At 55.8% G+C, this 12,608-nt stretch carries 14 protein-coding genes; 3 read left to right on the plus strand and 11 right to left on the minus strand.

Annotated elements, in window-relative coordinates; all coding sequences use genetic code 11:
* Window positions 1–114: 114 nt before the first annotated feature.
* The 4 genes from RBB63_RS06680 to RBB63_RS06695 all read right to left on the minus strand — a co-directional run bounded on the left by RBB63_RS06680 (window position 115) and on the right by RBB63_RS06695 (window position 3,856).
* Complete coding sequence (locus tag RBB63_RS06680; RefSeq protein WP_309382377.1) at window positions 115–1,047, minus strand: tellurite resistance TerB family protein; 933 nt, start codon at window positions 1,045–1,047, stop codon at window positions 115–117.
* Window positions 1,048–1,142: 95 nt separating this feature from the next.
* Window positions 1,143–2,171 (minus strand): type III polyketide synthase, encoded by a 1,029-nt coding sequence (locus RBB63_RS06685; RefSeq protein ID WP_309382379.1) that lies wholly within the window; start codon window positions 2,169–2,171, stop codon window positions 1,143–1,145.
* Between the two features lie 21 nt (window positions 2,172–2,192).
* Complete coding sequence (locus RBB63_RS06690) at window positions 2,193–3,206, minus strand: NAD(P)/FAD-dependent oxidoreductase (protein ID WP_309382381.1); 1,014 nt, start codon at window positions 3,204–3,206, stop codon at window positions 2,193–2,195.
* Window positions 3,203–3,856: a class I SAM-dependent methyltransferase gene (locus RBB63_RS06695; RefSeq protein WP_309382384.1), complete on the minus strand. Its 654-nt coding sequence runs from the start codon at window positions 3,854–3,856 to the stop codon at window positions 3,203–3,205. Before RBB63_RS06695 ends, RBB63_RS06690 begins: the two co-directional genes overlap by 4 nt.
* Before the next feature lie 505 nt (window positions 3,857–4,361).
* On the opposite strand from RBB63_RS06695, the gene RBB63_RS06700 reads away from it, so the two are divergent.
* Window positions 4,362–4,613 carry a hypothetical protein gene (locus RBB63_RS06700; protein WP_309382386.1) on the plus strand — a complete coding sequence of 84 codons (252 nt, stop codon included), beginning with the start codon at window positions 4,362–4,364 and terminating at the stop codon, window positions 4,611–4,613.
* Between the two features lie 206 nt (window positions 4,614–4,819).
* Here RBB63_RS06700 and RBB63_RS06705 read toward each other — a convergent pair whose 3' ends face one another.
* The 5 genes from RBB63_RS06705 to RBB63_RS06725 all read right to left on the minus strand — a co-directional run bounded on the left by RBB63_RS06705 (window position 4,820) and on the right by RBB63_RS06725 (window position 8,600).
* Window positions 4,820–6,427 (minus strand): sodium:solute symporter family transporter, encoded by a 1,608-nt coding sequence (locus RBB63_RS06705; RefSeq protein ID WP_309382388.1) that lies wholly within the window; start codon window positions 6,425–6,427, stop codon window positions 4,820–4,822.
* 108 nt (window positions 6,428–6,535) lie between these two features.
* The gene (locus tag RBB63_RS06710; protein ID WP_309382390.1) at window positions 6,536–6,736 is read right to left on the minus strand and encodes a hypothetical protein; all 201 of its coding nucleotides are present in this window, start codon (window positions 6,734–6,736) and stop codon (window positions 6,536–6,538) included.
* Window positions 6,733–7,209 carry a Holliday junction resolvase RuvX gene (gene ruvX, locus RBB63_RS06715; RefSeq protein ID WP_309382392.1) on the minus strand — a complete coding sequence of 159 codons (477 nt, stop codon included), beginning with the start codon at window positions 7,207–7,209 and terminating at the stop codon, window positions 6,733–6,735. Before ruvX ends, RBB63_RS06710 begins: the two co-directional genes overlap by 4 nt.
* A gap of 7 nt (window positions 7,210–7,216) precedes the next feature.
* The gene (locus RBB63_RS06720) at window positions 7,217–7,462 is read right to left on the minus strand and encodes a hypothetical protein (RefSeq protein ID WP_309382394.1); all 246 of its coding nucleotides are present in this window, start codon (window positions 7,460–7,462) and stop codon (window positions 7,217–7,219) included.
* 43 nt (window positions 7,463–7,505) lie between these two features.
* Entirely contained in the window at window positions 7,506–8,600 is a 1,095-nt protein-coding gene (locus RBB63_RS06725) for a mannose-1-phosphate guanylyltransferase (RefSeq protein WP_309382396.1), read from the minus strand.
* A 194-nt stretch (window positions 8,601–8,794) separates the two neighbouring features.
* On the opposite strand from RBB63_RS06725, the gene RBB63_RS06730 reads away from it, so the two are divergent.
* Both RBB63_RS06730 and moeB read left to right on the plus strand, forming a co-directional pair.
* Window positions 8,795–9,493: a hypothetical protein gene (locus tag RBB63_RS06730; RefSeq protein WP_309382400.1), complete on the plus strand. Its 699-nt coding sequence runs from the start codon at window positions 8,795–8,797 to the stop codon at window positions 9,491–9,493.
* 58 nt (window positions 9,494–9,551) lie between these two features.
* On the plus strand, window positions 9,552–10,697 hold the full coding sequence (gene moeB / locus RBB63_RS06735; RefSeq protein ID WP_309382402.1) for a molybdopterin-synthase adenylyltransferase MoeB: 1,146 nt from the start codon (window positions 9,552–9,554) through the stop codon (window positions 10,695–10,697).
* A gap of 43 nt (window positions 10,698–10,740) precedes the next feature.
* On the opposite strand, the gene RBB63_RS06740 is transcribed toward moeB, so the two are convergent.
* Together RBB63_RS06740 and RBB63_RS06745 are read right to left on the minus strand one after the other, a co-directional pair.
* The gene (locus RBB63_RS06740; protein ID WP_309382404.1) at window positions 10,741–11,526 is read right to left on the minus strand and encodes a heme ABC transporter ATP-binding protein; all 786 of its coding nucleotides are present in this window, start codon (window positions 11,524–11,526) and stop codon (window positions 10,741–10,743) included.
* Between the two features lie 3 nt (window positions 11,527–11,529).
* Window positions 11,530–12,588 carry a FecCD family ABC transporter permease gene (locus RBB63_RS06745; protein WP_309382406.1) on the minus strand — a complete coding sequence of 353 codons (1,059 nt, stop codon included), beginning with the start codon at window positions 12,586–12,588 and terminating at the stop codon, window positions 11,530–11,532.
* Window positions 12,589–12,608: the final 20 nt, after the last annotated feature.

A 12,608-nucleotide genomic window follows, 5' to 3' on the forward strand; every position in this document is an offset into this window, starting at 1 on the left:
CTTGCGCTGCATCCAATCTCTAACCCACCTGACTCGGCCAATATAGATGAAAAGTGCTCTAATGCCTCGCAGCGTTAAGATCTGCCCTGCGCGTGTCAGTTTATCTGGCGCGCGCTAATCCTCGACTTCGGTCTCTTCTTCGATGGCGCCGAGAACGCTGCGGCGCACGCCAGATGCGATATTGAGGCCAGTCGCAATGCTTTCCAGCACATCCAGCTCTCCCTTGGTCACGCCATGATCAATCTGCGCCATCTTGCCTAGGTTCAGATAGAGCGAATTCCGCTCATCATAAGTCGAAAGCTCCAGATAACGGCGGCAAAATTGAGGGATTTGCTGCTCCGTGCATTCACGGCACAACGCCATCGTCAGAAAGATTTCGGCGCGCTCGTCATCCAGCTCACCCGTTTTTTTCAGGTAGTCGGTGATCAGCGTTAATTCCTCCGGAAGCAGAATCTGATCCGCATAGACCACGAGGCTGATCAAGGATAGCTCAAGCGAAAGTTTCTCAACTTTGCGATAGGATAGACGAAGCGCGCTAAAGTGGTCGCCATACCGCACTTTCAGGCGGAAAAGCAGCGGATTGGCCTTGTATTCAGCGAGGTAAGCCTCACGCCCAAGATCGCTGATTTTCGCCGGAAAAGGCGTGCCTGTGAGCTTATACTTAACCTTCTTGATGAGGTTAATCTGGTCCTCGACCAAGGCCTCCTTAATTTCCTGAATCGCCATGGTCTTACTCAGATTTTGCCCTGCTGGCGGGAGCAACAATTCGAGGCAGCGCGTCACATCTTTACGATCAATCGCCGAGTTGTAGGTATGGGCAAAACGCCGGGCCATACGGCGGCGCTCCATCGGCTCGATCGCATACTCCTGATAGAGGTTAAAGGAATGCGTGTCCTCGTCATTCATCCTCAGCGCACCCTTCAAATAATGACGTATTTTCAACACGTCATCATGGGCAAGTTTGCCATTTGCCCATGCCACAGCCAGCATCAGCTTTGCAATAGCCAGCGGACGTGGTTCAGTGAGGAGTGCGGCAGGTTCTGACACTGAATAGATACATAGCCCTATATGGGTGTATCTGTCAAGTATTGCTTAAATTTCACCCTATAAAACTCAGTTATATACCGTAGGTCACGGCCTAATTAATCCTCGGGCAACACCAGACAGGAATGCGCAGCAAAGCCCGCTCCAAAACTGGTCAGCCACAGTGCATCGGCGTCATCATCGCTTGAAAGCTGCTCGGCCAGCGCGAAAAGCACGGACGGGCTGCTGACATTGCCACAGGCGCGCAAGACCGTCTCACTTTCCCGCAAAGCTTGCCCAGGCAGCACCATGCGAAGCGCCTCAATCACATCACGCCCACCAGCATGCGCCAGGACTTTAGCCTCCATCGTCCGACGTTGAAAAAGCGCCAACACAGCCTGCCCGGCCTTTTCGGGCACCGACAGATCCAGTTGATTACGCAGGAACCCTTCGTGATTAACAAAACGCAGCAATTCCCGGTTCTCCGGCTGATGGATCGTATCAAAGCCAGTCGCCCGCCAGGCCAATCCAGTCGGCTTTTCACCAGTCCAAATGCTCGCACTTGCCCCATCGCCAAAGAGGCACATCGAGACCAGGACACCCGGATCATCGTTCGCGAAAAAAGCCGCTGAGCAAATTTCGACCGCGATCACTGCGACCTTGGCCTCGGGATTCGCCGCCAGTATGCCCGAGGCGTTGCGCAGCGTGGGAATCGCCGCGCCACAGCCCAAGCCAACCAAATCCTGCAAATAACAGTCACTGCGCAAGCCAAGTTGCTCAGCCACGTAACTACTCACGCCCGGACACAAGTAGCCCGTGCACGTGCAGACAATGAGCGCATCCAGCTCATCGGGCGCGAGTCCGGCCTCCTCAAGCGCATCAACCAAAGCCTGCCCAGCCAGCTTGGGCGCTTCACGCTGAAAGTCGCGATTGAGCTCCTCCGCGCTCCGGGAAAAAAGTTGCTCGATGTCCTCCACGGCAAAATGCCTTTTCTCAATGCCATTTTGGTTGTTGAGGATGCGCCGCAACAAGCTGCCGCTACGGCCAGTCAGCGTGTCGAGGACTGTTGATCGCTGAAGTATTTCCCAACACTCGGGCTGGGTGTAGGATTGCGGCGGCACGCGATTGGCAAGGCTGAGGAGGTACATAAACTACTGGCGAGGGCGCGGTTAGTGCGTCAGTCGGAAAAGAACACCAAAGGGAAGCAGACCGCTTTGGGCAAGCGTAGCCAATAATTTTTGTTTGCGGGGCGCCAATAACCAGGGATGCAGGCGGCGCGCAATCCGTCGCCGCCGATAAAAGGTCCGCGTCACCCGCTGGTTGACCATATCCACGGTTGCCTTCCAGCCAGCCTGATTCGTGGCGTATGCAGACAAAGGCTCAACTGCCAACGCAGCGCTTTCCATGGCCAAGGCCATGCCATTCCCCGTAAAGGGCGCGATCAGCCCAGACTGATCCCCCAAGCGGATTTCTCCGTCGGGCGAGCGCTGTTCGTAAGACAAGGCCGTCACGCCTATCGCGCTGAGGGCGTCCGGCGCACCATTTCTCACCCGCTCCGCCAAGTCCCCCAATCCGCAAGCCACCAAGTAGGCGGGCAACTGATCTTCGCGGGCATGGGCCTCCACCTTTCGCAGTTGAAACAACCCACAGACATTGACACAGTCGTTCTCCACTGGACACACGCCGACATAGGCGTGATCGCCCAAATGGACTTCCAGATCAGCCAGCGTTTTCATGGCTTGGCAGTGCATCTTTAGGCCAATCCACTGGCTTTCGCCCCGCTCGCGCCCGTTGGCCCATACCATGCCTTCCTGCCGCCCATTTTGTTGAAAGCGCGACTTGGTTTCAAGCTGTCCGCCCAGCGAGACAAATTTGTCTGCCAGCCGCTCATCCAAGCGATATCGCGAAATGCCCAAGGCTGCTTTCGGCAGACCTTTTTGCAGGACAATCTCCCCATGATATCGCCAAACGGTGTCCCGCAGTCGCCGTGCGTCATTGAGGCAATCCGCCACCCCCAACTGCTCAAAAACGGCGGAACCAGCGCCAGCAATGAACTCTCCACAAACTCGATGCCGGGGGTAAGTGCTCGCCTCGTGCAAAACAACCGGAATTCCTCGACGACGCAGCCCGATACCCAGGCAAAGCCCCGCCAATCCGCCACCAATGATGGAAATCTCCTTCATGAAGGTTGTTGCTTTCGCTCTGCCAGCAATCGGTATGAACCGAGGAATGTGCGCCGCACCGTGAGCGCCCATTCATCTCCCAGCCCCAGTAATTCCGGAAGCTCATTGCCCCGAAAACCCGCATCGATGCTCACCCGCCCGTCATGCCGGGAAACGTCGCACAAGAGCGGGTAAATTAAACACAACTGCCAACGATGCATCGCGTAGCGCGCCGTTTCATTAAAAGCGATTAGACGCAGATTTGATTGACGAATCCGGCTCCCGATTTCTTTTAGCACATCATCTTCAAATTGATGTAAGATGAAGTTTCCAATCAACACATCGGCTTCATCAAAACTGACCGTTTGCAGATCCTCACGAAGCCATTGAAAGTCCGCTCGCAGATGCTTGGGGCGCGGCGCCAAATCAACCCCCGTGTAACGCCCGACGCGCAAATCATCGGCGGATAATAAATCAGCCAGCAGACCTTCTCCGGCGCCGAGATCAAGAATGCGGTCACCGGTGTTCAACTGAGTGAACACCGTCCGGGCAAACCACCGGGCATTGCCCAGCAGAGAATTAATCCGCCTCAAGTCCTGGCGATTCCGCCTAGCCCGCTCGTCATCATGGGCCAACGTATCCAATATCTCTGCCTTTACGGTTCGCTTCATCGCTGCAAATTACGCGGCGCTGTCTGCCCGCGTTGTCAACGATGCTCGTTAATTCCGCAGCGCTGTCGACACTACATACTCAAATGGCGGCCAAGTTTCGTTCAGGCCAGGTCGACTTTTGCTGAGAGCGGGTGTAAAACCCTATAATCCAGCTCACTTTCGCGTGCGTAAGTCGTTGATTACCAGCGCGGATTATTAGTGAAAGCTACTCACTAATAAAATGCTCGCCCGTTCACTTTTAGTTTGTGATCCGATCCGAAAAGTTTAGTGTTTTATTGATCACTTAATTTCCCTTCTAGCGTTGCCTCACCGACGTAGCATAGGCGTCCCGCCTGTGCTCTACTCCAACTGTACGCAAACGCATGCACAGGCGTCCTGCCGGTGCATGCAGTCAGTTGGGAATCGGGGCACAGGCGGGACGCCTATGCTACGACCAATGTACCTCCCCAAAATCTTACCCACCTTACTCACCCTACAAACCTTACCCACATTCCCCCACCATTCCATGCTCCACACTCCCATCAATTTCGCCTTTGCCGCAATGCGGCAAACTCTGGATCCAACGGCACGTTGGCTGAGGTATCCCAGTCGACGCTATGCGGGGCCATTCGGTCGCGTGCATTGCGGTGACGGACAGACGGGCTCATTCGCGAACTGGCTTGGTGACAGCAACCAGCCTCGCGACGCCCAGCTTTGCCCGACCCACCCTTTGCACGACGCCCTATGCCAGCCTGGTCAGCGCAGCGTCGACGTGTGAGCGATGGATTTATCCGTCGCTCCAGCCGGTGGCCCCTGAGCCGCCTGCGCCCCACCTGCGCCTCGTCCCGGCGAGCGGGCGGGTTGAACAATGTTCTTTGATATGAAAATTTGGCGGGGTTTACCCCCCCCTCCGGCCCCCTTGGCCAGGTCATCCGATTTTTGAGACGCGCTTAGAGTGAGGAAAAAATCCTCCTGGCAGTCGGTTTAGATCAGGCTAAGCCCCACACAGATTACCAGCCCGTAAGCGCATAAAATCAGCACGCGACGCCGGGTAAGGCTGTCTTTTTGGAATTTCGTGCGCTGCTGCCGGGTATATTCCTTGGGAGGTTGTCGGTCGAACAGCGCCACGATCACCCCCACTCCCCAGGCGATTAAAAAGCCAAAGACATTCCACCACAGCCAGGATATGCCCGGTGCAAATTTCCACATTAGCCCGTTGCATAACATGCCCGTCAGGAGGCCCGCAATGGCTGCACGCGCGCCAATGAATCGCGTGAGCAAGCCCATCATAAAGAGCGCCAGCAGCGGCCCGTAAAGCACCGAACCGATCATGTTCACCGACTCCACCACCGTATCGGCAATCCCCCCCACCAGGAAAGAAAAAGCCAGGCAAAGCAGGCCCCAGAATACCGTCGTCCCCTTGGAAAGCCACAGTTCCTGACGATCACTCAGCGGATGCTTCCGCAGCCGGTGAACGTAGTCCTGCATCGTCACTGCGCTCATGGAATTCAAAGTGGAGTCCAGCGAAGACATGGCCGCGCCGAGGATGCCGACCATCAGCAAACCAATCATCCCCGTAGGAAATTGGTGCAGCATGAAAACCGGAACCGCTAGGTTCAGATCTGGCTCGCCTGGTTTGTCCGGGTTCAGCTTGAGTTGCTCCATGAACTCCGGGTGCAATGCTGCAAACGCCCCAATCGCCACCCCCAGCAAGCTATAAGTGCAAACGAGCGGAAACCGCAAAATCCCCCCCAGGAAAAGCGCCTGGTTCGTCTCATCGGCGCTGCGGGTCGATAAGCTGCGCTGAGCCTGAGTCTGGTCACAGCCATAATAGGACATGTAGAGGAAAAATCCGCCCAACAGCATCGGCCAAAACGCAAAAGTCTGCCCATCGCCCAAGCCGGTCCCCTTGAAGTCAATCGCCTGCTGACGCTCTGGCGGAAACGCCGACATCATGCCATCCCAACCGCCGCAAGCATGAATGGCCACCACCACCGCAACGAGCACAGATACGAAAATCAGAATAATCTGAATGACATCCGACCAAATGACAGCCTTCATGCCGCCCAGAAAATCATACACAATCGTGACCGCCATCAGGATCAACACCGCCGCCAGGTAGTCTACTTGCAACACTCGGGCAATGATCAGCCCAACTCCGTAAATCGTCACCCCAGTCCCAAACGCGCGCACAAAAAGAAACAGGGCCGACAGCAAAAGCCGGGCCGACAAGTCAAAGCGGTCTTCGACGTATTGGTACACCGAGATGAGGTTGAGCCGACGCAAGGCAGGCATGAGGAACAGCATGAGACCAACCATCGCAAACGGCACCCCGAGCTCATACTGCAACCACAGCAGCCCCCCGTTAAACGCCACAAAGGCCGGCACTCCCAACAGACTGTTTGTCGAGCATTGAGTCGCCATCGTGGACAACGCAATCGCCCATGGGCCAGAGCTATTGCCGCCCAAATAATAGTCCTTACCACTGTGTTGACCTCGCGACAGCCAGGCGCTCAAGCCAATCAGCCCGACCAGATAGGAAAAAATAATGACCCAATCCAGCGGTCCTAAATTTCCGGTGTTAGCCTGCATTAAATGAAACTTAGCGTCTCAGTTCTAGGTCGACAATGAAACATTCCGGCAGTTTAACGCAAAAACCGTTAAGGCTTCATTAAGCGCACTGATTTTTCCGGCTATCTTTTACGATAATCGCCAAACCAGCGCGCGGCCACGACGCTCGGTCCGATTCAGCCCAATCTCAGCTTCCAACTGACGCGTCCATTCGGGGCACGGCTGATCGTAAGGTAAATCCGCCGCCGCCTTCAGCTCACGCCAAGTCAAGCCGTCGGGCGCATGCTGCAACTGCGTTTTTACACGCCGCCTGAATTCCACGTAAGTCATTCCAACTCATCCTCCGGCAGCAGCGGCGCCATCCCGCCATCCAGGTAATCCTGCAAAATCAACGCTGCGGCGCGAGAGTCCAGATTCCCACTGCGGCGTTCCTGTTGCTTGGCTTTGATGGACTTCTTGGAGCGGCTTTTGGCTGGCTTGTTGGCTCGCATTTGAGATTCGGCGGCCTGCGAAGTCAGGCGCTCGTCAGTCCGGTAGACCGGCAGACCAAACTTCGACTCCAGTTGTTGAATAAAGGCGTCGACCTCCTGGGCTTTGAAACCGACTGAGCCGTCCATGTTGTAGGGATAGCCAACGACCAGCGCGCCAATGCGGCGCTGCTTGATTTCCTGGGCAATGTGCGCCAAACGCGCCTCCTTCATTGGCTCGACCGCGGCGGGAATCGGCACTGCGAGGCGCACATCGTCATCGCCTGCGCTCAAGCCGATGCGCTTCTCGCCATAATCTATCCCCAGAAAGTTCATTGCCGTTTTACTTGATCCGCCAGATGTAGGCCAAAAAACCGACGGAAATCAAAATCATTCCAAAGTACTGGATGCAAATAAGCCACGCTGGCGGATAAGACATCGGCGCCTGCCATAAGATCAACAAGACCGCCATCGCGATGATTGTCCCAACAAGCACCAGCGTTCGCGCAATACCGCGACCACGCCAAAGCATCGAAGCGATGACCGCGAGCAGCAACAGCCCATGCGTCAATTGAAGAGCGCCCAGCATCGTTGTGAACCGGTTATCCGCGCGATGCGTGGCGAGAGCCAGCCTACATCAACTTTTTCCACGTTTCGTGTGCGCCGAGCTGTTTGACGAGGGCTTTTATATCCTGCGCCTTATCCTTGGGGCAAACGAGCGTCGCATCCGGGGTGCGGACGACGATTAAATCATCCACACCAACGAGCGCCAGCAAGTGGCCATCAGCATTTTCGCTGAGCACGATGTTGCCACTGCCCTGCTCCACCCAGCCGTCGCCTTTCACGACATTGCCTGCATCATCCTTTGGGTGATGATTGGCCACTGCGGGCCACGATCCCACATCGTCCCAGTCAAAAGCAGACGGCAACGTAACCACATTGTCCGCTTTTTCCATGAGGGCGAAGTCGATGGAAATTTTCTCGAAGGTCGGGTATTCGCGGGCCAGTAGTTCGTCGATTGGTTCCTGGGCGGCCAATGCGCTCTTCACCTTTTCGAGCGATGCATAGAGGCTTGGCGAATGCGCCACAAAGCCTGCATCGATCGTCGGCACGCTCCACACGAACATCCCTGCATTCCAGTAGTATTCACCGCTCGCGACGTATTGCTCAGCGGTTTGCAGGTCTGGCTTTTCAACGAAGCGTTGAACCTTAAAAACTGGCTGCCCGTCAATTTCCGCATACTGCTCGCCCTTGTGAACATAGCCAAAGCCGGTCGCCGGATAAGTCGGCTCCACGCCCACGGTCACGAGCACGGGATCATTCTGCGCCGCCGTAAACGCAGCCCCCAGAACGCGACGAAAACCAGCCGCATCATGAATCACCGCATCCGCTGGCAGCATCGCGAATACGCCTTCCGGATCACGCGCACGCACCAGTTCCATGGCCAGCCCAACCGCAGGCGCCGTGTCCCGGCCCACCGGTTCGGCAATCACGTTGGCCGGCGGCAGCATGGGACAAACTTCGATCACCGCATCGCGTTGCTCAGCATTCGTGATGATGAGCACGTTATCCATTGCAACGAGTCCTTCCAGACGCTCCACAGTTTGCGTCAGCATGGGCTTGGTCCCCACGATGGGCAACAAATGCTTAGGACGGCGTAAACGGCTTTGTGGCCAGAAACGCTCACCGCGTCCACCGGCCATGATGACAACAAACTTTTCGGGCATAGCTACCCAGCATGCTCAAGCGCGGGGCGAGTTCAACCCAGTTCCACATTATTTACGCAAATGCATCGATCTCCATGGACCAACTTCAGCACGGCATCAAGTGGTTTGAAACGCATTGATAAGTGATCTATATTATAAAATCTTTGGAACTCTATAATTGAATCGGGGTTATTTAAGGGTAAGATAATGCTGTTATGAGAAAAGCCATCCACTGCACGCTCCTCACGCTGATCACTTGGTGTCAACTGATACACGCCGAAGAACTTTTCCGTGAATTCACCAGCACATCCGGCCAAACCATGATGGCGCGCCCTGTCTCAGTTGTTGGCGAGCAAATCCGTATTCAGCGAGAAGATGGCGGCGAATTCAACGTCAACACGGACATTTTTTCTCAAAAAGATCAGGATTACTTAATCGAGTGGCGACTGAAATTTCTACAGGACCAGGGGCGGCTGTTCAAAATTAACACCAAGGAAGGCAGCACCAAAAAGACCAAGACCAAAACAATGACCAAGGAATCCTGGGATTGGCAGGGCTATTATGAAATCACCTTGGAAAACCGCAGCGACTTGGCGCTCTCAAACGTTCGCATCGAGTACACTTACTTCCTCTTTAATGAGCAGGAAGCAGCCACTTCGCGTAATGATGGCCGCATTGAAAAAGAAACCGGAGAAATAAAAATCAAGCATCTATCTCCGCGCAAAACCGTCACCAATTCGACCAGCAAAATCCCAATGCGGGAAACCGAGTTGGACTCCAACGCCTACTACGTCAATGGTGGTGACGATAAATCGAAAGACCGCTTGGAAGGCATAGCCATGAAAATCTTCGTTGGCGATACTCTCGTGGCCCACTACGCCGACCCATCCAACATCTTGCAAAAGATGCGCTGAGCAGACTGATAATAGAAATCGCTTTGCAAACGCCGCTGGGCTCGCTTCACTGTGGCGCATGTCCCTGACACCAGAGCAGATTTCCCGTTATTCGCGCCATGTGCGCCTACCGCAAGTTGGCCTGGAAGGCCAGGAAAAGCTCGCGCAAGCACGCGTGCTCATCATTGGCCTCGGTGGTCTGGGCAGTCCCGCTTCTCTATACTTGGCGGCCGCAGGCGTTGGCGCGATCGGGCTGGCCGAGTTTGATCAAGTTGAGCCACACAATCTGCAGCGCCAGATCCTCCATGGCGACGCCGACGCAGGCCGCTCCAAACTGGACTCCGGCATGGCCAGCCTACGCGCGATTAATCCGCACATTGAGCTGATCCCGCACGCGGGCGGCATCACCGTGGATAATGCGGTAGACCTGATCGGCCAATACGACATCGTGGTCGACGGTTCGGACAATTTTCCGACACGCTACTTGGTCAACGACGCAGCCTTTTTCGCAGGCAAGCCTTTGGTCTACGGCAGCGTTTTCCAGTTTGAGGGGCAAGTTTCGCTCTTCGAGCCACAAGCAGGCGGTCCATGCTATCGCTGCCTCTTCCCCCAAATGCCTGCCCCCGGCACGGTGCCCAACTGCGAAGAAGCTGGCGTGTTTGGCGCGCTGTGCGGCGTTATCGGGAGCTATCAGGCGATGGAGGCGATCAAGCGCCTCATGGGCATCGGCGAAAGCTTGCTTGGGCGCCTGCTCGTCGTCGATAGCCTCGCCCAACGCCACCGAACCCTCAAACTCAAGCCCGACCCGGAGTGCCCGCTTTGCGGTTCATCACCGGGCATTCAGGAAATTTCTGCCGCCAACTACGAGTGGTCTTGCGCCGAACCCGAAGCGGCGCCAGAAGGTTTGCCCATGGAAATTTCAGTTCAAGAGGCGCAAGCCCAGCTCCAGCAAGCGAACCCGCCCGCCCTGCTCGACGTCCGCGAAGACTTCGAGGTCGCCATTGCCAAGATCGATGGCGCTATCGAAATCCCCTTAGGCCAGTTGCCCATGCGCTACACGGAGCTCGACGCCAGCCAACCGCTGCTCGTCTATTGCCACCATGGTATGCGCAGCCTGCGCGCTACGGAATTTCTCCGCGCCAAGGGCGTTGAAGGCGCCGTGAGCGTCCGGGGGGGCATCGATGCCTGGGCCATTCAAATCGAGCCCGGCATGGCGCGCTATTGAGCGTTGAAATTCCGGGCGCCTAAGGCAGCCGCCATCCGTTGGGCTATTTCGGCAACGTCGCAATGACGCGTTGCCCATCCTGCTCAATCAATGTCGCCTTTACGCCAAAAACATCGCCAACGACTTCAGCGGTTAGAGCCTTCTCAACAGCCCCACTGGCGCGCACCATCCCATCGTAAATCACCACGCATGAATCTGCATACGCCAGAGCGAGGTTGAAATCATGCAGGATACAGGCGACTCCCACGCCCTTGTCCGCCAGACGGCGCGCCTCACGTAAGCAGGTGTGCTGATGCGAAATATCGAGGTTGTTCGTTGGCTCATCAAGCATCAGGTAAGTGCTTTCCAGACCAGCGCCCTCCCCTGGCCAGACCTGCGCCAGACACCGCGCCAATTGCACCCGCTGGCGCTCCCCACCGGATAAGCTCATGTAGTGGCGGTCAGCAAACTGCACAATATCCGCCCACTGCATGGCAAGCTCGACGACACTTTCTTCATCGACATTCTTGTCAGCTTTGGCGTGTGGCAGGCGTCCCATTTCCACCACCTCGCGCACGGTGAAGTTGAACCCGAGTTGCGATGTCTGAGGCAGCACTGCGCGACGGCGCGCCAAGACATCCGCCCGATAGGATTTGAGTGGCTTGCCATCGAGCGTCACCTGGCCTGATTCAGGTTCGACGCTTCCGCTGAGCAGTCGAAAAAGGGATGTTTTCCCCGCACCATTGGGCCCCAGCAAGGCAATCACTTTCCCAGGCTCAATATTCACTGAAACCTGGTCAACGACCGTCCTTCGCCCATAAGAAAATGAGACTTTGTCCGCGCTTAACATGGTTTAGATGCTCATCTCCTTTCTAGCCTTGAGCAGAAGCATTAAAAAGAACGGACCGCCAATCAGGGACGTCAAAATGCCGATCTGCAACTCAGCAGGCGCAGCAATCGTGCGCGCCAAGGTATCAGCAATCACCAAGAGAATCGCGCCACACAGGGCGCTCGCCGGGAGCAGGAAACGGTGATCCGGCCCAAAGCTCAAACGGATAATGTGTGGCGCGACCAGCCCCACGAAACCAATCATTCCGGTGAATCCAACGGTAATGCCAACCATCAACGCACTGACTACAATCGTGATGCGCTTCACTTTGGGCACATCGACGCCCAAGTGATACGCCTCCAGTTCCCCAAACAAAAAGGCATTGAGCGGCTTGCCCAGCCAGATGGCGATAAACAAGCCCGGAAGCAGCACCAACGCCGCAATCCCCACCACTGGCCAAAGCACGCCATTGAGGCTGCCCAGGCTCCAGAATGTAAACGACTGTAGTTGCTCGGCAGTTGCGATTTGCGTGACCGCAAAACCGATAAGCGCACCGCCGATCGCATTGATCGCGATCCCGGTCAAGAGCATGGAAGCCACATTGATGCGCCCCCCCACTCGGGAGAGTTGATAAATGAGAAACGTCACGCCCACGCCGCCGACCATCGCGCAAATGGGTGTCGCCGCGTACATAATCCAGTCTCCCGACATACCGAGAAATGGCAGCACGATGATTGCAATCACCGCGCCCATGGCGGAACCGCTTGATACCCCAATCAGACCAGGATCCGCCAACGGATTACGAAAAAGCCCCTGCATCAAAGCGCCAGAGACTGCCAACCCCGCGCCAACCAGCATCGACATGATAATCCGCGGGAAGCGCAAATTCCAGATGATCGGATCTGACCAAATGCGATCCTCAGCCGATACGAAAAACAATCGATCTTTGAATACCTGCCCGATCTCGCTCCAAGTCGACTTCAACGGGCCAATATTCAATGCAGCAGCTCCGATCACGAATAAAACCATGATCAAGACGGCGTGTATCCAGATACGACGCTTCTGTGGGATGCGCAGCGGCATGCGGTGTTAATAGAACACGC

It is taken from the genome of Cerasicoccus frondis, assembly GCA_031296915.1.
GTDB lineage: Bacteria > Verrucomicrobiota > Verrucomicrobiia > Opitutales > Cerasicoccaceae > Cerasicoccus > Cerasicoccus frondis.

Coding starts and splice junctions, on each gene's coding strand:
- RBB63_RS06690 (WP_309382381.1), bottom strand. CDS start 3,206: ATGAAGGAGATTTCCATCATTGGTGGCGGATTGGCGGGGCTTTGCCTG.
- RBB63_RS06745 (WP_309382406.1), bottom strand. CDS start 12,588: ATGCCGCTGCGCATCCCACAGAAGCGTCGTATCTGGATACACGCCGTC.
- moeB (WP_309382402.1), top strand. CDS start 9,552: ATGTCCCTGACACCAGAGCAGATTTCCCGTTATTCGCGCCATGTGCGC.
- RBB63_RS06695 (WP_309382384.1), bottom strand. CDS start 3,856: ATGAAGCGAACCGTAAAGGCAGAGATATTGGATACGTTGGCCCATGAT.
- RBB63_RS06700 (WP_309382386.1), top strand. CDS start 4,362: ATGCTCCACACTCCCATCAATTTCGCCTTTGCCGCAATGCGGCAAACT.
- RBB63_RS06705 (WP_309382388.1), bottom strand. CDS start 6,427: ATGCAGGCTAACACCGGAAATTTAGGACCGCTGGATTGGGTCATTATT.
- RBB63_RS06685 (WP_309382379.1), bottom strand. CDS start 2,171: ATGTACCTCCTCAGCCTTGCCAATCGCGTGCCGCCGCAATCCTACACC.
- RBB63_RS06740 (WP_309382404.1), bottom strand. CDS start 11,526: ATGTTAAGCGCGGACAAAGTCTCATTTTCTTATGGGCGAAGGACGGTC.
- RBB63_RS06730 (WP_309382400.1), top strand. CDS start 8,795: ATGAGAAAAGCCATCCACTGCACGCTCCTCACGCTGATCACTTGGTGT.
- ruvX (WP_309382392.1), bottom strand. CDS start 7,209: ATGAACTTTCTGGGGATAGATTATGGCGAGAAGCGCATCGGCTTGAGC.
- RBB63_RS06720 (WP_309382394.1), bottom strand. CDS start 7,462: ATGCTGGGCGCTCTTCAATTGACGCATGGGCTGTTGCTGCTCGCGGTC.
- RBB63_RS06710 (WP_309382390.1), bottom strand. CDS start 6,736: ATGACTTACGTGGAATTCAGGCGGCGTGTAAAAACGCAGTTGCAGCAT.
- RBB63_RS06725 (WP_309382396.1), bottom strand. CDS start 8,600: ATGCCCGAAAAGTTTGTTGTCATCATGGCCGGTGGACGCGGTGAGCGT.